Source organism: Apibacter sp. ESL0404 (assembly GCF_019469245.1).
Classification (GTDB): Bacteria; Bacteroidota; Bacteroidia; order Flavobacteriales; family Weeksellaceae; genus Apibacter.
In genome coordinates this window covers 1249622-1269037 of sequence record NZ_CP048267.1, presented here as the reverse complement: position 1 = coordinate 1269037, position 19416 = coordinate 1249622, and the positions used below count along the sequence as shown (strand labels likewise).

The window sequence follows — 19416 nt, the reverse complement described above, 5'->3', positions numbered from 1 at the left end:
GTAATTTATATAAAATGTCAGATAAGCAAAAGACACTTAAACAGGAGTTTACATTAAAAGGAAAAGGTTTGCATACAGGTAAAGAAGTTGTCATGACAATTAAGCCTGCACCTGTAAACACAGGATTTATTTTTGTTAGGGTGGATTTGGAAGGGCAACCTACTATTGAAGCTGATGCAACCTATGTGACTTCTACTGAAAGAGGTACCGTTTTAGAAAAAAAAGGAGTAAAAATACATACTTGTGAACATGTATTAGCTGCATTAACAGGAATGGATTTGGACAATGCATACATTGAGATGGATAGTTCAGAACCTCCTATTATGGATGGCTCATCTAAATTTTTTGTAGAAGCTATTGAAAAAGCCGGTGTAGTTGATCAAGAAGCAAACAGAGAATACTTCACAATAAAAGAAATAATTTCTTACACAGATCCGGAAACAGGTTCAGAGATTACTGCAATACCTTCCGATCACTTTGAAGTAGCAACTATGGTCGATTTTGGTACTAAAGTATTAGGAACACAAAATGCTACCATGAAAAGTATTCAAGATTTTAAATCTGACTTTGCCAATGCCAGGACCTTCAGTTTTCTTCATGAACTGGAAACTTTATTAGACTCCGGATTAATAAAAGGCGGAGATATTAATAATGCCATTGTTTATGTAGATAAAGAACTTTCACCGAACACCCTGGATAAACTAAAAGTTGTATTTAATCAACCGGAAGTTAGTGTAAGACCTAACGGAATATTAGATAACGTGACCTTATACTATCCTAACGAAGCAGCCAGACATAAATTATTAGATGTCATTGGGGATTTAACCTTAGTAGGGGTTCGATTAAAAGCTAAAATCATAGCTACCAAGCCCGGACACCATTGCAATACACAATTCGCAAAAAAATTAAATAAATTATATAAATTATTTAAAAGAAAAAATATACCGGAAATTGATTTGCAAAAAGAACCGGTATACGATATAAAAGATATCATGAGAATGCTTCCCCATCGTCCTCCATTTTTATTGGTGGATAAAATAATGGAAGTTGATGATAAACATATAATCGGAGTTAAAAACGTAACTATCAATGAACCTTTTTTTGTAGGTCACTTTCCTAATGAACCTGTTATGCCGGGAGTATTACAAATTGAAGCTATGGCTCAAACAGGAGGTATTTTTGTGCTCGAAAATGTAGATGATCCTCAAAATTACTCTACCTACTTGATTAAATTAGATAATGTGAAGCACAAAAGAAAGGTTATACCCGGAGATACCTTAATTTTTAAAATTGACTTATTAGAACCTATACGAAGAGGAATTGTACATATGCAAGGATATGGATACTGTAATGGACATATGGTTGTTGAAGCAGAAATGATGGCTCAAGTAGCGAAAACAAAAGAAGAGAAGGAGTAGAAAAATGATTCAACCATTAGCTTTTGTACATTCCGATGCAAAAATTGCAAAGAATGTTGTTATTGAACCATTTTCATCTATTTATAAAGATGTTGAAATTGGAGAAGGAACATGGATAGGCTCTAATGTCATTATTATGGAGGGAGCTCGAATTGGAAAAAATTGTAAAATATTTCCCGGAGCAGTAATTTCAGCAGAACCTCAAGATTTAAAATATAAAGGTGAAAAATCCTTAACGATTATAGGAGATAACACTGTACTGAGAGAATGCGTTACCGTAAGTAGAGGTACTTCAGATAAAATGAAAACAGTTATAGGTGAAAATTGTTTGATAATGGCTTATTCCCATATCGCCCATGATTGCGAAGTTGGGAATAACTGTATATTCTCTAATAATACCACCTTAGCAGGACACATAACTGTAGGAGATTACGTTGTTATGGCAGGAATGACAGCCGTACATCAATTTTGTTCCATCGGTAATCATGCATTTGTAACCGGTGGTTCACTTGTAAGGAAAGATATTCCCCCTTTTGTAAAAGTAGCCAGGGATCCATTGTCCTATGTTGGTATTAATTCTGTAGGACTAAGAAGAAGAGGTTTCAGTTCCGATAAAATTGCGGAAATACAAAACATATATCGAGTTATTTTTCAAAATAAATTGAATATCACACAGGCCTTATCAGTAGTAGAAGCTGAATTTGAGGCCACCCCCGAAAGAGATGAAATCATCCAATTTATACAATCAAGTATGAGAGGTGTAATGAGAGGATTTAACGCTCAAGGATTATAAAAATAGTAGTAAAAAAATTTAAATTATATACATATGGCTGGAATGGGAGATATAAAAAAGGGACTTTGTATCAATTTTAATGATGATATTTATAAAGTAATTGAGTTTTTACATGTTAAACCGGGTAAAGGCCCTGCTTTTGTACGAACTAAATTAAAATCTTTAACATCAGGAAAAGTTGTTGATAATACCTTTTCAGCAGGTAGTAAAATAGAAGATGTAAAAGTTATTACTCGCAAATATCAATATTTATATGATGACGATCATGGTTTTCATTTCATGAACAACGACGATTTTTCTCAAATTTATATAGATAAAAATTTGATTGAAAACGCTCAATTTATGAAAGCAGGAGAGGAGGTTATGATTATCCTGAAAGAAGAAGATGAAACACCATTGTCAGCAGAATTACCGGCAAGTGTTGTCATGGAAGTAATAGAAGCAGAACCCGGCGTTAAAGGAAATACAGCTACCAATAATGCGCTTAAAAATGCAATCATTGAAACCGGAGCTAAGGTTTTAGTGCCCCTATTTATTGAGGCCGGTGAAAAAATAAAAATTAATACAGATGACGGCTCTTATATCGAAAGAGTAAAAGATTAGAAAAGATTAAATATATTCGTATATTTACCTATCATTTTTATTTAATATCATGAAATTTCCAAAATCATTTACACTAAAAAACATTGCATCAATTATAGGATGTGAATATATTGGAAAAGATGACTTTCCAATTTATGGAACTAACGAAATTCACCGCGTAAAAGAAGGAGAAATAGTTTTTGTAGACCATCCCAAATATTATGACAAAGCATTACGCAGCGAAGCAAGTGTAATTTTGATTAATAAAAAGGTTGAATGTCCGAAAAATAAAGCACTCCTTTTATCTGATGATCCTTTCAGAGATTTTAATAAAATCAATGATTATTTTGTAAAATTTACGCCTCAAAATAAGTTAATTTCCGATGACGTTCAAATTGGTACAAACACCGTTATACAACCGGGAGTATACATTGGTAAACATGTAAAAATTGGCAATGATTGTGTAATTTTTCCAAATGTTACCATACATGATTATACTGAAATAGGTAATAATGTCGTTATACAATCAGGAACGGTACTTGGAGGTGATGGCTTTTATTATAAAAATCGCGGAAGTTATTATGATCGATTGAAATCTGTAGGTAATGTTATAATAGAAGATAATGTTGAAATTGGTTCAAATTGTACCATCGACCGAGGGGTTACAGCTTCTACCATTATCGGTGAAGGTTCAAAATTGGATAATCTTATACAAGTGGGACATGATACCGTTATTGGAAGAAAATGTTTAATAGCATCTCAAGTAGGTATTGCCGGTTGTTGTAATATTCAAGATGAAGTGAGCATATGGGGACAAGCAGGATTTGCCTCTTCACTTACCGTGGGAGAAAAAGCTGTGATATTGGCACAATCGGGAGTTTCTAAAAATTTGGAAGCAGGAAAAACTTATTTTGGTTACCCTGCCGAAGAAGCTAAAAAGAAATTAAAAGAAATGGCTACACTCAAAAGATTAGCCAAATAAAAATTGAATTAATTATTCATCTTTAAATTATAGATATGTCTGTTTTGGTTGATAAAAATTCCAAAGTAATTGTTCAAGGATTTACAGGTAAAGAAGGTTCTTTTCATGCAGAACAAATGATTGAATACGGAACCCAAGTGGTTGGAGGAGTAACTCCGGGAAAAGGAGGAACTACCCATTTGGATAGACCTGTTTTCAATACAGTTAAGGAAGCTATCGACCAAACAGGGGCTAATACCTCCATCATATTTGTTCCCCCTGCGTTTGCTTCAGATTCGATAATGGAAGCAGCACAAGCCGGAATAAAAGTTATTATATGCATTACAGAAGGTATTCCCGTTGAAGACATGGTTCAAGTTAAAAATTATCTTAAATCGTACGATTGCACATTAATAGGCCCCAATTGTCCGGGAATTATTTCAGCGGAAGAGGCAAAAGTTGGAATCATGCCCGGTTTTATTTTTAAAAAAGGAAAAGTCGGTATAGTTTCTAAATCAGGTACGCTAACCTATGAAGCTGCTGACCAAGTGGTTAAAGCCGGGTATGGCATTTCAACCGCAATTGGAATTGGTGGAGATCCTATCGTAGGAACATCTATTAAAGATGCCTTGCAACTACTTATCGAAGATAAAGATACAGAATGTATAGTTATGATAGGGGAAATTGGAGGTCAACTGGAAGTAGATGCGGCATTATGGTATAAATCAAATAATATAACCAAGCCTATTGTCGGATTTATTGCAGGAATTACTGCACCTAAAGGAAGAACTATGGGTCATGCCGGGGCTATTGTTGGAGGAGAAAATGATACAGCGCAATCAAAAATGAAAATTTTGGCTGAATGCGGTATCCACGTTGTCAACTCTCCTGCAGATATAGGAAAAACGGTTGGCAAAATATTCGTATAGGTATTTTTTGCACAGCAACAAACCAAAAAATTATATATTTATGAAAAAAAGCGTTCTTTTATTATTATTAATTCCGATTTTGTCTTATTCGCAAGTAAGATTTGGTGTAAGAGGAACACTTCAAAATACAAGTGTTTCCAATATACATAAAGAATCCAGCAGTAGAAATGCAGCATCTATCGGGGTTTTAGCTCAAATTCAATTAGACTATTATAATCGGTTTATTATACAGCCTGAGATATCATATTCCATGCAAGGGGAAAAAGATAAGGTTAAGATGTCAGGAAATCAAACGAAAGCTAAATTTTTTCAAAATTATATAAACATACCGATTTATTTTAGGGCGTATTTATCAGAATCCGAAAGCGAATTTTTTGCAGAAGTTGGACCTCAATTAGGAATATTAATATCCCAAAAAGATAAAGACTTAGAAAAAAAGCGATACGGATCCAACCCTAAAAATCTTGATACATCCATATCAGTAGGGTTAGGATATAGTATTGTAAGAAAATCAGAAATTTTCGTTCGTTATAATTATGGTTTTATGGATATTTATGATAAATTTTACCAAAAACAAAATACATCAGTAATTGCTTTAGGTTTTGCCTATATTTTTGATTAACGAAATATAAATAAAATATATTCATGGGATTAATTTTGTTTAATCCCATTTTTTTATGCTTATAACTCTCTGTGTTTTTAAAATATTTGATCTAAAATACCGACAGCTTTAAGCTTTATCTATGAAAAATTGTCAGTTATAATATATGACATTTGTGACAGAAAATTTTCAGCTATTATTTTTTTTAAATTGCAACATTTATTTTTAAAATATGTATTATTTAAACTAAAGGACACTTTTTATAAAAATAATATTAATATTTTTATTTATAACAGTTCAATAATTTATATTTTAAATACAATAATTATCACTTTTATATATTGTCTGACCTATATAATAGTCAACTTGATAAAAATTATTGACGATAATAATCCAATAAACTAAGTGAACAAATTATCTCAAATACTATAATAATTAGATTATAAATTGAAACTATTTGTATTAAATAGAAATAAAAAATGGGATTAAAAAATTTGGCTTGAAGTTTGATGTGTGGAAGGAAAAATTAATCATAATATAAATTTTACCTTATGTATTGGACCTTAGAATTAGCGTCTTATTTAAGTGATGCGCCGTGGCCCGCCACAAAAGATGAATTAATTGATTATGCCATCAGAACCGGCGCCCCTTTGGAAGTAGTTGAAAATCTACAGGCAATTGAAGATGAGGGCGAGATTTACGATAGCATTGAAGAAATATGGGCGGATTATCCGACTGATGATGATTTCCTCTGGAACGAAGATGAATACTAATTTATAAGCCCTAGCTCGTTTAGGGCTTTACTTTTCATAGTTCATACTAAAAAAGCTTTTTTTTAGTACATTTGTACGTACAAATTAATTACATATAATGAATATATTAAATTCAGTCCTCAAATTATTTATTGGGGATAAACATAAAAAAGATCTTGCACAATTAAATAAATATCTGGACAAAATTAAAAAGGAAGAAGAAAGTATTTCTTCTTTATCTTTTGATGATCTAAGATTTAAAACCATTGAGTTTAAAGAAAAAATATCTCAAGCAACTTTTGATCTTAAAAATAAAATTGCAGAATTAAAAGAACAAACTCAAAATGTTGATAATATAGACGAAAAAGAGCGATTATACAGCGAGATTGAGAAATTTGAGAAGGAATCCTACGAAGTAGAAGAAAGAATATTGGAAGAAATACTTCCTCAAGCGTATGCTTTAATTAAAGAAACAGCCCGACGATTTGCTGAAAACAACACTATTACTGTTACAGCTACCGAGTTTGATAAAACATTGGCTTTAACTAAAGAGTATGTTACCATTGAAGGAGATAAAGCCGTATGGAGAAATTATTGGAATGCGGCGGGTAAAGAAGTAAAATGGGACATGATTCATTATGATGTTCAGTATATAGGGGGAACGGTTTTACATCAAGGAAAAATTGCTGAAATGGCAACCGGTGAGGGAAAAACCTTAGTAGGAACGCTTCCTATGTATTTGAATGCTCTACCGGGACGTGGAGTTCATGTAGTAACAGTTAATGATTATTTAGCAAAACGGGACTCCGCATGGATGGCTCCTTTGTTTGAATTTCATGGATTAAAAGTAGATTGTATAGATAACCATCAACCCAATTCGGAATCTCGAAGACAAGCTTATCTTGCTGATATTACTTACGGAACTAATAATGAATTTGGATTCGATTATTTACGTGACAATATGGCAAATTCTCCAAATGATTTAGTTCAAAGAGAACTTAATTATGCCATTGTCGATGAGGTAGATTCCGTTCTGGTAGATGATGCACGTACGCCATTGATTATATCCGGTCCGGTACCTCAAGGAGATAAACAAGAATATCAGGAATTAAAACCGGTTGTTGAAACCATTTTTATGGCTCAAAAAAATGAAATTTCAAAATTATTTCAGGAAGCAAAACAATTAATAGCTTCAGGAGATAAAAAAGAAGGAGGTTATAAATTATATCAAGTATATAGAGGATTACCTAAACATAAGCCTTTAATTAAATACCTTTCAGAAGAAGGGAACAAAGCTATTTTGTTAAAAGCTGAAGCTTATTTTATATCGGATAATAACCGAATGATGCCTGAGGCAGATAAAGATTTATATTTTTCAATTGATGAAAAAAATAATCAGGTGGAACTTACCGATAAAGGAATTGAATTTTTGTCAAAAGGAAATTCCGATCCTAACTTTTTTGTATTAGAAGATTTAGGAACTGTATTTGCCGATATTGAAAATAAAAACTTATCCAAAGAAGAAGAACATAAAGAAAAAGAAGAATTCTTACGATACTTTGCCATCAAATCCGAACGTATTCATTCTTTAAGTCAGTTGCTTAAGGCATATACTTTGTTTGAGAAAGATGTAGAATATGTTGTAATTGACGGACAAGTTAAGATTGTTGACGAGCAGACCGGACGTATTATGGAAGGGCGTCGTTATTCTGATGGATTGCATCAAGCTTTAGAAGCTAAAGAAAATGTAAAAGTCGAAGCAGCAACACAAACATTTGCTACAATTACTTTACAGAATTACTTCAGAATGTATAATAAATTGGCAGGTATGACCGGTACTGCCGAAACGGAAGCCGGAGAATTTTGGGAAATATATAAATTAGATGTAGTGGTTATTCCTACCAACAAACCTGTAATTAGAAATGACCAACAAGATTTAGTTTATAAAACCAACAGAGAAAAATTCAATGCCGTTTTAAATGAGGTGATACGTTTATCTCAAGAAGATAAAAGACCGGTATTGGTGGGAACTACTTCTGTAGAAATTTCCGAATTATTAAGCAAAGCTTTAAAATTAAGAAAAATACCGCATAATGTATTGAATGCAAAATTACATAAAAAAGAAGCAGACATTGTTGCAGAAGCGGGAAATCCGGGTGTAGTAACTATTGCTACCAATATGGCCGGAAGGGGTACCGACATTAAGTTAACGGATGAAGTTAAAGCCGCAGGAGGGTTAGCTATTATTGGTACGGAAAGACACGATTCTAGACGGGTAGACAGACAGTTAAGAGGTCGTGCCGGTCGTCAGGGAGATCCGGGATCTTCTCAATTCTATGTATCTCTAGAGGATAACTTAATGCGTTTATTCGGTTCTGATCGAATAGCTAAAATGATGGATCGATTAGGGCATAAGGAAGGAGATGTAATTCAACATTCTATGATCACTAACTCCATTGAAAGAGCTCAGAAAAAAGTTGAAGAAAATAACTTTGGAATTCGTAAAAGATTGTTGGAATATGACGATGTAATGAATAAACAAAGGGAAGTAATTTACAGCAGACGTAAAAATGCTCTTTTTGGTGAGAAATTAAGTATCGACATCGCTAACATGATTTATGATACGGCTGCTTTAATAATAAGAGACAATAAACAAGATAAAAACTATAAAAATTTTGAGTTTGAGTTAGCAACAGTGTTTGCTATGGATACTCCTGTAGATGAAGTAGAATTTAACAGATTATCTGAAAAAGAACTTGTTGATAAAGTTTTTGAACAAGCAGAAGCTTATTATAAAGAAAAATTAGAAAATACGGCACAACAGTTGTATCCTATCATATCTAACGTCTTTTTAGCGAGAGGAAACACATTTAAAAATATTTCCGTTCCTTTTACTGACGGCACAAAAGTATTAAATGTAACCACCAATTTAGAAGATGCTTATAACTCTGAAGGAAAAGCTTTATTAAAAGACTTTGAAAAAGGAATTACTTTAGCATTAATAGACGAAAATTGGAAAGAACATTTAAGAGAGATGGATGAATTAAGAAAGTCTGTACAATCAGCCGTTTACGAACAAAAAGACCCGTTGGTTATTTATAAACAAGAATCCTTTGCTTTATTTAGGGATATGTTAGATAAAACCAATAAAGAAATTATATCTTTCTTGTTCAAAGGAGGTTTACCATCTGAACCTGAAGAATCAAAAATAGAACAAGCTCGTGAAGTAAAACAAAAAGTGGTTGAGAGCAGAGAATTTGTTGAAAATGATGATAAACAGACTCAAGAAAAGCCGGTTTCCGAACCATTACGTGTAAACAAGATCGGAAGAAATGAAATGGTACATGTGCGTAATTTGAGAACCGGAGAAGTTAAATCTTTGAAATTTAAACAAGCGCAAAGTCTTATAGAGGAGGGAAGTTGGATATTGGTTGATCAAGAGGATGAATAACCTCTAAAAAATATTAGAAATTTGAGCCGGAATAATAAAAAATTATTATTCCGGTTTTTTATAAAAAAAATTAAAACCTAAATGCATATTTAGCATGAAATCATTAGCAGAAATTAGAAACGAGTTTATTAAAAATCTTTCTTCGCAATATACACTTAAAGAAATAGATATTATTTTTTATGCGTTGGCAGAAACATATTTGCATAAAGATAAAATTACCTTAAAATTAGGATTGGATGAAATGCAAGAAGATTCTCAAATAAAGCCTACACTTTTTCAAACAGCCTTATTTCATTTAATTAGCGGTATGCCTTATCAATATGTGGTAGGTTATACGGAATTTTACGGCTGTAAAATTTCTGTAAATCCCCATGTTTTGATTCCCAGACCGGAAACAGAAGAATTGGTATCTTGGATTTGCAATGACTTTGAAAATAAAAATGAGGAGTTGAATATCATTGATTTATGTTCCGGAAGTGGATGTATTGCTATTGCATTAGCTAAAAACTTAAAAGCAAAAGTATCTGCTCTTGAAATTGACGAAAAGGCTATATATTTGGCCAAAAAAAATGCAGAAAGTAATCAAGTTCAGTTAGATTTTATACAGGCTGATTTACTTAATACGGGGCACCTAATAAAGAATACTCAAAAGTATGATATTATTGTATCCAATCCTCCTTATATCAGAGAATATGAAAAAGAAGTTATGGAGAGTAGGGTAGTCAATTATGAACCATCCAAGGCCTTATTTGTGCCGGACGATGATCCATTGGTTTTTTACAGGAGTATAATAGATTTTTCTCTAAAAAACATGAAGCCACAAGGAAGAGTATATGTTGAAATTAATCAAGATTTAGGAGAAAAAACCAGACAACTGTTTTTGAAATACTTTAATTACGTGGAATTAAAACAAGATATATCCGGTAATTTTAGGATGATTAAGGCTAAAGAAATAGCTTCCTAAACAAGTAATTTTTATGTAATGAATTATTGCTTTAGAAATAAAAAAATTAAATTTTAAGATAAAAAATAAGCTTTATTTTATAGAATAATACTTCCTAAACGAGAAAATTTCAATTTTTTATCGGTAACATAAGTACCTTCTAATTTAATTCCGCTACAGTTTCGGGCGCATATACTGGATTCATTTCCATTTAAAGACCTGCGATAGGTATATATAAAATCATGTGAATTAGGTATATTTATTGAAATTCTTTTATCTTTATAAACGTTTGGTATAAAGGTAATTTTTCCACTTTCAAATGCTTTAGCTAATTCAAATAAATTTAAAAGCGTATGGCTGGTTTCGGAATTATTGCTGTAATGATCATCAAAATAATTTTTATCCTTAGTTGCATCTTTAAATAAGTGATTACTTCTAAAATCAAAGTCAAAAGTACAAGTATATTCCTCTTTGCCAATTTTAATTTTTCTCTCCAATGTATAATCAGAATCTTCCATAATTTTTATATTTTTATAAATATAAGCATATTAATTGAAATATAAGTATATATATTTAAAAATTTATATTTATTATTTTTTATTACGCACTTCTATTATCATCTTGATAACTTGAGTTATCGGTAATACTTGTAATAAAGACTTAATACAAACAGTAATTAATTTTAATTTTTTATCAGGAATTCTCCAAAATAGTAATACAACTACTATAAAGAAAATCATGAACATTAATATATTTAAATTCATTTTTAAAATATTTTTATTATAAATAATTAGATACAATTTTTCTAAAACTGTCTTTTACCAAAGTTAAATTAAAAGGGAGTAGTCATGCTTAAATAGCTTTTCTCTTAAAAGTTCTAATGTATTTAAGTGAACTTTTTCTTGAAAAGATACTTAATAATACTATTTAAATCATTGTTAGATAGTTATATAAATATAATTTCAAAAATATTTTATGTTTTATAAATAACGTGTAACTTTATATGAATCAAATAATATTTTAATCCAAAAGTATATAGTTTTTAATTTCATATAACCTCAAAATCAAATGGGTGTTTGAATTTTTCACACACCTATAATTACTGTTATATAGATTCATATATCAATTTAATGTGTATAAATAGGCTATATTTTTAATGACAAAAAACGGAATAATTATTTATGTCCTTTTGATTGTGTGTTTATAATTAGTAATCAAAGTCTTAAAATAAGGTAAATAGACAATTTGTGTATTTATGCAATAACTTTATAATTTATTTTTATTTTGCGTATGGAATGTTTACAAACCATTAGGTATAATTCGCTTAACTTCTGCAGAATGTAACTTTTGTCGATAACTGATTTTGCCAAGCATATAAGCGAAAAAGGATTTTCAAGTTTGTAGGAAGTCTACGTTAAAAATATTATTACTTTATTCTCATTTTCCCCCCAAAAAACCATGTGGTATTGGGTTTTAAACTAACTTGTCCTAATAAATGTTTGTGTTTTGAAACTGTATTGCATTCTTTTTATCGTTTTCGGAAATGATAAATTGTTGTTGCGGTGCTTTGCTAATAAACTTTATCTTTTGCATTGGGTAATCTTCTAATTGCATTGTCAAAGCTTGTAAAGTTCTGCTAACTTCAATTATTTTCAGTATCAACTTATCACAAAGCGTTCTTTGCAATTTATCGGTTTGGTTGTCGTTGTATAAATCCAAAGTGGTGCGGAATGTAGGATAATTTTGGTACGAAATCCGAAGCGTACAAAATAATCTTTCAACCGACGATAAATCCACTCCGCCCAAAATATTAACGGTCAAAAAATCGCCTTTGTATGTGATAAAATTGGAGTTACTAATGTCTAAGTTTTTCATCTTGTAAAGGATTAAATGACAGACAAAAAACAGTAAAAATCAATGTTGTAAGACTAAAATGGGAAAGAACGAAAAAGAACGGTAAAGGAAAGAAAATCAAAGTGTTATGAAAAAAATGCAAATTGTGGATAACTTTTTTATTTTGGGCGATTTTAAGGGTAGAAAATAGACTAAAAGCCAAATTTTGCGGAGCAATTTTTATAAATGCGTGGCTTTGCCACACCTTTTTTGCCCCCTTTTTCTTCCGCTTTTGGAGCGGAAAGAGATAAAAAAACCGCTTTGAAGAAAGCGGTTAAAGTCTTAAACTTCTTTTAGTTTGATATTGAAATTATGTTCTATTAGTACCTCTTTCATTTTATCTGTAATTGCATATAGATTTTTTTCTTCACTATCACGAGCTATATAAAAATCGGTATTGACGGAACTACTAAAAACAGGAATATCCATAATTTTTTCGCCCTCTGATAACTCATAATATTCTGATTTTTCTTTGTCTATTAGTTGTATGAAATTTAAAATCCTACCTACATAAAAATCATACGAAATATTATCACAGATAACTTTACAGGGAATAAACTCCATATCCTGCCTTAACTTGTCCTGCAATATTTCAACAAATTGTTGAGAAAAAATAGGAACAGGCGAAGAACATTTTAAATAATCAATCTTCTCTATATTATTACTGTTATATCCTTGTTGAGCTGTAAAAACAAGTTTTTTATGTTCAAGGAACTTTCTATCATTAAGCCCCTCAATGAAATAATTATAATATTCCTCATAATCTTTTTCTTTGATGCTCGACAAATCAACAATAGCTAACTCATTTAAAATACTTGTTCTTAATTCATATAACATAATCTAATGACATTTTAATTTACCTGAATCTAACTCGGCTCTTGTCCGGTGTTGTAAATTGTGAATCTCCGTTTGTATTCTCGTTGGACTCCATTTTTCTTTTGTTGCAACCCTTTCAAGAGCATCAAGTCTTTTGCCCATTATATCATTATAATCTGCGTGTACGGAATTGAATCCTTTGTGTAAAGATTTGTTTGGATTAGGGTCTATTCCTTCGGCTACTGGTAAATACTTCATATTTGTAGCATTATTAATATCCAATCCCGATTTTTGGAATAGAGTATGATTCCGTAAACTGTACGGTATTATGTGATGTCTTTGATACCCTTGCTTTGTCGGCATCCAAGACGGAAATCTATCAATAGGAATAGGACTTAAACCGAAAGGGTCTATCAAAGTGTTTGTATCGTGTACATAGGCATAAAAATTCGGGTTATTTCCTTGCAGACCGATGGGGTCTTGGCTTATATAAGTTCCCGTATTACTGTCGTAATACCTAAACCGATTGTAATAAAGCCCGTCTAGTTCCTTATCTTCGTACTGCCCCAGTTGCCTGAACGGAATAAATAACTTATTGTTAAAGATATCTTCCCGTATTCTGCCATAGATGTCAAATTCTACCTGCCAAACCAGCTTACCTTTATCATCATAGGCCTGAGCGGGTCTGCCCAAATAATCCGATACAATCGAGTAGGACTTGCCCTCGCATAACTTAGCTGTGGGTACTAAACTTCCTTCCTCATAAACCCAAGTAGTCAGGTTTTCGATCGGTTCGGGCTGTTCCAACATAAGCATTCCCAGCTCGTCAGAAATAACCTTTGAACGCCGTTCATTCTCATAAAACCACTCATGTAATAATACATTACCATCCCAAAGATAACGATAAATCTTTGTATTTGCAATTTTCGCTGTTCTTCTACCTAACGCGTCGTATTCAAAACGGATCCATTTTCCTTGAGGATTGCGTACTGCTTTTAACATTCCGTTGCCCTGCCATTGGTATTCCCAGTCACCTTGCTGCCATTTGGGAGGGTCAGAATTTTCAAGCGTTCTTTTTTTTCTTATTTTATCGTATTGTTTGAGTTCGGATTTTGAATATCTCCGTATTTCGGCCTTACGATCAAATTCATTTTCTTCTATCCAAAAATTGTTCTTAGAATTTATATTTTCACTTAAGAAAGATGAATTTTTTGGTAGGTTATTGGCAGAATTTTTAAAATTTCTCGGAGTTTTTAAAATAAGATTTCCCTGTTTATCATAAATATAATTCCAATTTTTATCCTTTAGAATCTTACCCGATGCACCACATATTTGATCGGATTTTTGTGGATTGTTTTACAAATTTTATAGAAAAAATCATCCTTCAAACAAAAAGAACTCTAAATTCTCAAGAATTCCTAACTACTTTACCATATCTTAAATATATTCTTGATGATAAGAATTTAGGCTTAATGCTTAACTCTATTTATAATATTGGGCAAACGGCTTTACTGGCAGATCTCTCGTTTCCGAATTACACGGAACATAATAAATGGGATATCTACAACATCCTGCAACTCATTCGCTCCCTTATCCCTGAGGATGAACTGGAATTATTGGATAAGTTGAACTCTTAAAAAAGAAAAGCCAACCTTTAGGGTTGGCTTGGTTTATGTCTTTTATTTTAATCTTCTAACATTTTTAATAAGTCTTCTTTACTTGCTCCATAGGGTGGCTTCCATGATTCTACTTCTTGTTCTATAAACTCATCAAATTCTTCTTCTGATAACTCTTTTTCTAAAATGGAATTCAAAATTTTTCGCGTTTTAGACAATTTGTCTAATATCTTATTTTCTTTAAAGAACAATAATAAAGCTAATGCACATCTTTCTTTATCATCAAAACCAGATGCTATTTTATTGATAATAGGAACTGTACATTCTAGAATATTAGAGCATTCTTTTATTTCCCCTATCTTTTTCATTATTTACAACGTTTAACAAATTTTGCATTAGAATCTTTTAAATCCACATCCCCTTTAATTTTATATTCTTCTACTCCTAAATTATTTTTCCTAAACTCCACACGACCATCATCAATATCAAAATCTATATAATTTCTTCCATGAGAACGATCTATTTTAAAATTATCTGCTGCATCTGCCATACTCAAAGGTTTACCTTTTGCCTTTGTAGCAAATACAGCATTCTGATCCCCTGCTTTAATTGTCATATCTTTTTTAATACCTTCCAATCCTTTGTTACTTGTATAATGTCTCAAACGAATTATATCCAAACCCAGCGGGTCAACCATCGTATTCGAATCACTTACATATGCATAAAAATTCGGGTTGTTTCCTTCAAGTTTTATCGGGTCTTGGCTTATATAAGTTCCTGTATTACTATCGTAATATCGGAACCGATTATAATAAAGCCCCGTTTCAACATCCTCATACTGCCCCAGTTGCCTGAACGGAATAAACGACTTATTGTTAAATAAATTTTCCCGTATTCTGCCATAGATGTCAAACTCAACCTGCCAAAACAGCTCACCTTTCTCATCGTAGGCCTGAGTTGGTCTGCCTAAATAATCCGATACAATCGAGTAGGACTTACCCTCGCATAACTTAGCTGTGGGTACTAAACTTCCTTCCTCATAAACCCAAGTAGTCAGGTTTTCGATCGGTTCGGATTGTTCCAACATAAGCATTCCCAGCTCATCAGAAACAACCTTTGGACGCCGTTCACTCTCATAAAACCACTCATGTAATAATACATTACCATCCCAAAGATAACGATAAATCTTTGTATTTGCAATTTTCGCTGTTCTTCTTCCTAACGCGTCGTATTCAAAACGGATCCATTTCCCCTGAGGATTGCGTACCGCTTGTAACATTCCGTTACCCTGCCATTGGTATTCCCAGTCACCTTGTTGCCATTGTGGAGGGTCAGAATTTTCAAGCGTTCTTTTTTTTCTTATTTTATCGTATTGTTTGAGTTCGGATTTTGAATATCTCCGTATTTCGGCCTTACGGTCAAATTCATTTTCTTCAATCCAAAAATTGTTCTTAGAATTTGTATTTTCACTTAAGAAAGATGAATTTTTTGGTAAGTTATTGGCAGAATTATTAAAATTTCGCGGAGTTTTTAAAATAAGATTTCCCTGTTTATCATAAATATAATTCCAATTTTTATCCTTTAGAATCTTACCCGATGCCCCATATATTTGATCGGATTTTTGTGTATCGGAATACAAATTACCCACCTCATCGGGAAGTTTGTAATCGTAGCTTCCGTCTTGATAACCGGCACTAGCCAAGTTTCCGAAGGAATCATAAGAAAATTCGGTTTTGCCTTGAGTTAAACCGTTTAAGAAATGATTTAGCTGATGCCCTGGACTCCAGCTATATTGACGGTTATAGGTTTCAGTTCTTCCGCTGTGTACCCGGCTGGAAAATATCCTTCCCTGCTCATCATAGGAAGTGGTAAGTTTAATACGTCCGTTAAGCTCTTTTTCTATTTCTTGTCCCAACAAATTACGAGTAATTCGGGCTTTCCATTGAGAACTATTTTGATCTGATACTATATTGGCGGTAAGAGTAAGAAGATTACCGTTTTCATCGAAAGTATTTTGAATATCAGCGCCCAGTGAACTTTTAAGTTGCTTGCGGTTACCGTTATCATCAAAACTACTGATAATATGATGACCTTTATCTTGGGGTAATCCACTGTTATGTATTTCTTTAATAACGCGTCCGGCTTTGTCTCTTAAAAGTTTTACACAATTATCTTGATTTCGGGCTTCTACCAGTTGTCCGTTTTTATTATAGTCAAACGTTTCCCATGTTCCGTCAGAATATTCTTGTTGTATAATTTGTCCTGCAAGGTTGTATTCATATATTGTCCAAGCTCCGCCGCTTTTAATAATTTTAATTACTTTTCCCGCTCGATCTCGTATATAGTCGGCCGCCATACGATCAAAGCTCACTTCACGATTAATATCACCCCTAGAATTTCTAAAAAATTGGTACTTTTCATTTTTTTGATTTCGTATTTCTTTAATGCGTTCCATTTTGTCATAATAGAACTGTACTTTTATTCCGTTTTGCTCTCTCATTAGCAAACTTCCCAGAGGAGTATATTGAAAATTTATTTTTTTATTGCCATCTAGGGCTTCAATAATCTCTTCATAGGCATTATATCGGAAAAAAGTTTCTTGATCATGGGAGCGTATAGAAGTAACTCTTGCAAGTTTATCGTATTTGAAGTGTTGGTTAATACCTTGAGCATTTTTTACACGAGTTACATTCCCTCGAAAATCATAACTCCATTCAGTGGACAGCTTATTTGTATTGGATAAGGAAATAAGGTTATTATGGTTATCATAAGATAAAAAGACAGAATTTCCATTTTTCCGAACTTCGGATAAAAGATTTTTCTCGTTATATTCAAATACCGTTATACTGTCATCCGGCTCTATGATAGCATGTAATAAAGGGCTTTTTTCTTTATATACATAAGATTTTTTTTGTCCTTCGGGCGAAATGGTAAGTGTAAGTCTGTTATTTTGATCATACATAAAAATTTGTTCACTGCCATCCGGATAGGTAATGGCAGTTTGATTGCCATTATCGTCATAACTATAGCCGGTACAATTACCCTCTTCATCTATTTCTCGATATAGTTCCATGAATTCCGTATAATGGAAAAATTTAGAATTTCCCAACGGGTCTTTTATTTGAGTAACCAGTTGGTCAGAAGTATAATAATAATAAGTTTCAGCCCCCTGTGAATCGATAATGCAGTTAAAGCCTTTTTGGGGATAATATTCCATTCGACCTTCTTGTAAACCTCCATCACCCCAAGTATGAATGCATTTGGCGTTATAATCTGTTCCATCATATTCCCAATAAAAGGATTGACCGTTACGGTCTGTTTTCTTAACCATCAAAGTTCCTTTATAGTGAATGTGAGTAGTTTGATTTCGTCCGTCCGTAATTCCGATCATATTACCGATTTGGTCATACTGATATTGCACAAGATCTTCTTCCTTATTTATATCAGCCCTAACCAATACTATTCTAATAATTTTTTCACCATTTCGATAAAGTTTTATCTTTCTGTTAGCTGTATCAATAATTTCTGAAAGAACCCCTCCTGAATAATAAAATTGTAAAGAAAAAGCGGCTGTATTTTGTATTCTACTAATTTTATATTGATATTGAAATATTCTATGTTCGAAAAAATAGGTAATTTGATTGGGGTGAAGGAATAACTCAAAGCCGTTTTTATTTCTTGTTAGGGTCATTTTTTCCTCTCTCAAATAATAATTTTCATTTATCTCAAGAAGAGGAAATTCAATAATTCTACCGTCTTCGGCTCGAACGAGAATTATTTCTTCATCGGGAAATATTTCAACATCCAAATCATAGTTCGAATGGACACCATGCCCTAAAGGACCTGCATAATCAGAATCTGAATACCAAGCTCTTTTCCATTCCAATGGCATAATTCCCGGAATAGTAAAATCAGTTCCTTCATAAACAACTGCCCCGGTAACTAAATTGACCGGTTCGAAACCCAAATGACATAAAAATTTACTTAATTTGTTAGGGCCTTTTTTTGCTTTTAACTTATAATTAAATTTAGTAATTCCAGCTTTGGCTTTATTTAGTCCCTTTCTAATACCCTTTATACCTTTACCTACACCTTTACCAACAACTTTCATAACAGCACCAAAACCAAAACTCATAACTAAACCGCTTATAATTCCACCCCAATCCGGAGGAAAGGGGCCACCCACATTTACTTTAGGTCCAAATGAGATGGGCAGGGAATAGGATGTTGGTGCAAACAATGTTGGTATTAATTTCCAAAATTTTTTCTTTCCCGGTTGTAGTGATAAAGGTATTCCTATATCATTACAAGTCATAAGCATATGTCCTTTAGGACTTAAACGTGTGCTATCTGCAAATACTTTTTTAGATGCGAAAAAATTCATGGATTGATGTCCTATAATTGGAGCCATAATCCAAGGCGGAGTAAAAAGAGGTATATGCTTTATAGTGAGTATAATTCCGTTAGTATCGGAAACCCCTCTTTTTTTTCCTTTTATTTGTACGTTAGTTCCTACAAAAGGCATATAATCCATAGGATCCAATACAATGCCTATGTACGGGTGAAAAGGATTGAAAGGAGGAAAAGCTGTAAAATGTATATCTATTCCTAATACGGGGGTAAAATGATTGTCTGTTAGTAACATTTTTTTAATTTTAATT

The 19416-nt window shown here is 32.5% G+C and carries 16 protein-coding genes; 10 read left to right on the top strand and 6 right to left on the bottom strand.

The features are described from left to right. Positions 1–14: 14 nt before the first annotated feature. The 9 genes from GYM72_RS05345 (at position 15) to prmC (ending at position 10451) form a co-directional block, all read left to right on the top strand. Positions 15–1418 (top strand): bifunctional UDP-3-O-[3-hydroxymyristoyl] N-acetylglucosamine deacetylase/3-hydroxyacyl-ACP dehydratase, encoded by a 1404-nt coding sequence (locus GYM72_RS05345; protein WP_220263683.1) that lies wholly within the window; start codon positions 15–17, stop codon positions 1416–1418. Positions 1419–1422: 4 nt separating this feature from the next. After that, entirely contained in the window at positions 1423–2211 is a 789-nt protein-coding gene (lpxA, locus tag GYM72_RS05340; RefSeq protein ID WP_105297766.1) for an acyl-ACP--UDP-N-acetylglucosamine O-acyltransferase, read from the top strand. 33 nt (positions 2212–2244) lie between these two features. Beyond that, on the top strand, positions 2245–2814 hold the full coding sequence (gene efp, locus GYM72_RS05335) for an elongation factor P (RefSeq protein WP_220263682.1): 570 nt from the start codon (positions 2245–2247) through the stop codon (positions 2812–2814). Between the two features lie 49 nt (positions 2815–2863). After that, positions 2864–3775 carry a UDP-3-O-(3-hydroxymyristoyl)glucosamine N-acyltransferase gene (locus tag GYM72_RS05330; RefSeq protein WP_105297764.1) on the top strand — a complete coding sequence of 304 codons (912 nt, stop codon included), beginning with the start codon at positions 2864–2866 and terminating at the stop codon, positions 3773–3775. 35 nt (positions 3776–3810) lie between these two features. After that, on the top strand, positions 3811–4683 hold the full coding sequence (gene sucD, locus GYM72_RS05325) for a succinate--CoA ligase subunit alpha (RefSeq protein ID WP_220233205.1): 873 nt from the start codon (positions 3811–3813) through the stop codon (positions 4681–4683). Between the two features lie 40 nt (positions 4684–4723). Beyond that, entirely contained in the window at positions 4724–5305 is a 582-nt protein-coding gene (locus tag GYM72_RS05320) for a porin family protein (protein WP_160543102.1), read from the top strand. Positions 5306–5835: 530 nt separating this feature from the next. Further along, entirely contained in the window at positions 5836–6057 is a 222-nt protein-coding gene (locus tag GYM72_RS05315; protein ID WP_055424695.1) for a DUF2795 domain-containing protein, read from the top strand. 97 nt (positions 6058–6154) lie between these two features. Beyond that, positions 6155–9487 (top strand): preprotein translocase subunit SecA, encoded by a 3333-nt coding sequence (gene secA, locus GYM72_RS05310; protein ID WP_220263681.1) that lies wholly within the window; start codon positions 6155–6157, stop codon positions 9485–9487. 94 nt (positions 9488–9581) lie between these two features. Beyond that, positions 9582–10451: a peptide chain release factor N(5)-glutamine methyltransferase gene (gene prmC, locus GYM72_RS05305; RefSeq protein WP_220263680.1), complete on the top strand. Its 870-nt coding sequence runs from the start codon at positions 9582–9584 to the stop codon at positions 10449–10451. Positions 10452–10528: 77 nt separating this feature from the next. Here prmC and GYM72_RS05300 read toward each other — a convergent pair whose 3' ends face one another. The 4 genes from GYM72_RS05300 to GYM72_RS05285 form a co-directional block, all read right to left on the bottom strand. Beyond that, positions 10529–10948 carry a hypothetical protein gene (locus GYM72_RS05300; RefSeq protein WP_220263679.1) on the bottom strand — a complete coding sequence of 140 codons (420 nt, stop codon included), beginning with the start codon at positions 10946–10948 and terminating at the stop codon, positions 10529–10531. Between the two features lie 970 nt (positions 10949–11918). Then, a complete protein-coding gene (locus GYM72_RS05295) occupies positions 11919–12251 on the bottom strand; it encodes a hypothetical protein (RefSeq protein ID WP_220263678.1) in 333 nt (110 codons plus the stop codon). Between the two features lie 354 nt (positions 12252–12605). Next, positions 12606–13160 (bottom strand): hypothetical protein, encoded by a 555-nt coding sequence (locus tag GYM72_RS05290; RefSeq protein ID WP_220215186.1) that lies wholly within the window; start codon positions 13158–13160, stop codon positions 12606–12608. Positions 13161–13163: 3 nt separating this feature from the next. After that, the gene (locus tag GYM72_RS05285; RefSeq protein ID WP_220263677.1) at positions 13164–14141 is read right to left on the bottom strand and encodes an RHS repeat-associated core domain-containing protein; all 978 of its coding nucleotides are present in this window, start codon (positions 14139–14141) and stop codon (positions 13164–13166) included. A 317-nt stretch (positions 14142–14458) separates the two neighbouring features. On the opposite strand from GYM72_RS05285, the gene GYM72_RS05280 reads away from it, so the two are divergent. Next, positions 14459–14776 carry a hypothetical protein gene (locus tag GYM72_RS05280; protein WP_220263676.1) on the top strand — a complete coding sequence of 106 codons (318 nt, stop codon included), beginning with the start codon at positions 14459–14461 and terminating at the stop codon, positions 14774–14776. A gap of 47 nt (positions 14777–14823) precedes the next feature. Here the strand turns inward: GYM72_RS05280 and GYM72_RS05275 are convergent, their stop codons facing one another. Together GYM72_RS05275 and GYM72_RS05270 are read right to left on the bottom strand one after the other, a co-directional pair. Next, positions 14824–15123 (bottom strand): hypothetical protein, encoded by a 300-nt coding sequence (locus GYM72_RS05275; protein WP_220263675.1) that lies wholly within the window; start codon positions 15121–15123, stop codon positions 14824–14826. After that, on the bottom strand, positions 15123–19400 hold the full coding sequence (locus GYM72_RS05270; RefSeq protein WP_220263674.1) for a DUF6531 domain-containing protein: 4278 nt from the start codon (positions 19398–19400) through the stop codon (positions 15123–15125). Before GYM72_RS05270 ends, GYM72_RS05275 begins: the two co-directional genes overlap by 1 nt. Positions 19401–19416: the final 16 nt, after the last annotated feature.

Coding starts and splice junctions, on each gene's coding strand:
- efp (WP_220263682.1), top strand. CDS start 2,245: ATGGCTGGAATGGGAGATATAAAAAAGGGACTTTGTATCAATTTTAAT.
- lpxA (WP_105297766.1), top strand. CDS start 1,423: ATGATTCAACCATTAGCTTTTGTACATTCCGATGCAAAAATTGCAAAG.
- secA (WP_220263681.1), top strand. CDS start 6,155: ATGAATATATTAAATTCAGTCCTCAAATTATTTATTGGGGATAAACAT.
- GYM72_RS05345 (WP_220263683.1), top strand. CDS start 15: ATGTCAGATAAGCAAAAGACACTTAAACAGGAGTTTACATTAAAAGGA.
- GYM72_RS05315 (WP_055424695.1), top strand. CDS start 5,836: ATGTATTGGACCTTAGAATTAGCGTCTTATTTAAGTGATGCGCCGTGG.
- GYM72_RS05320 (WP_160543102.1), top strand. CDS start 4,724: ATGAAAAAAAGCGTTCTTTTATTATTATTAATTCCGATTTTGTCTTAT.
- GYM72_RS05300 (WP_220263679.1), bottom strand. CDS start 10,948: ATGGAAGATTCTGATTATACATTGGAGAGAAAAATTAAAATTGGCAAA.
- GYM72_RS05290 (WP_220215186.1), bottom strand. CDS start 13,160: ATGTTATATGAATTAAGAACAAGTATTTTAAATGAGTTAGCTATTGTT.
- GYM72_RS05275 (WP_220263675.1), bottom strand. CDS start 15,123: ATGAAAAAGATAGGGGAAATAAAAGAATGCTCTAATATTCTAGAATGT.
- prmC (WP_220263680.1), top strand. CDS start 9,582: ATGAAATCATTAGCAGAAATTAGAAACGAGTTTATTAAAAATCTTTCT.
- GYM72_RS05285 (WP_220263677.1), bottom strand. CDS start 14,141: ATGTTAAAAGCAGTACGCAATCCTCAAGGAAAATGGATCCGTTTTGAA.
- GYM72_RS05280 (WP_220263676.1), top strand. CDS start 14,459: ATGCACCACATATTTGATCGGATTTTTGTGGATTGTTTTACAAATTTT.
- GYM72_RS05270 (WP_220263674.1), bottom strand. CDS start 19,400: ATGTTACTAACAGACAATCATTTTACCCCCGTATTAGGAATAGATATA.
- GYM72_RS05330 (WP_105297764.1), top strand. CDS start 2,864: ATGAAATTTCCAAAATCATTTACACTAAAAAACATTGCATCAATTATA.
- sucD (WP_220233205.1), top strand. CDS start 3,811: ATGTCTGTTTTGGTTGATAAAAATTCCAAAGTAATTGTTCAAGGATTT.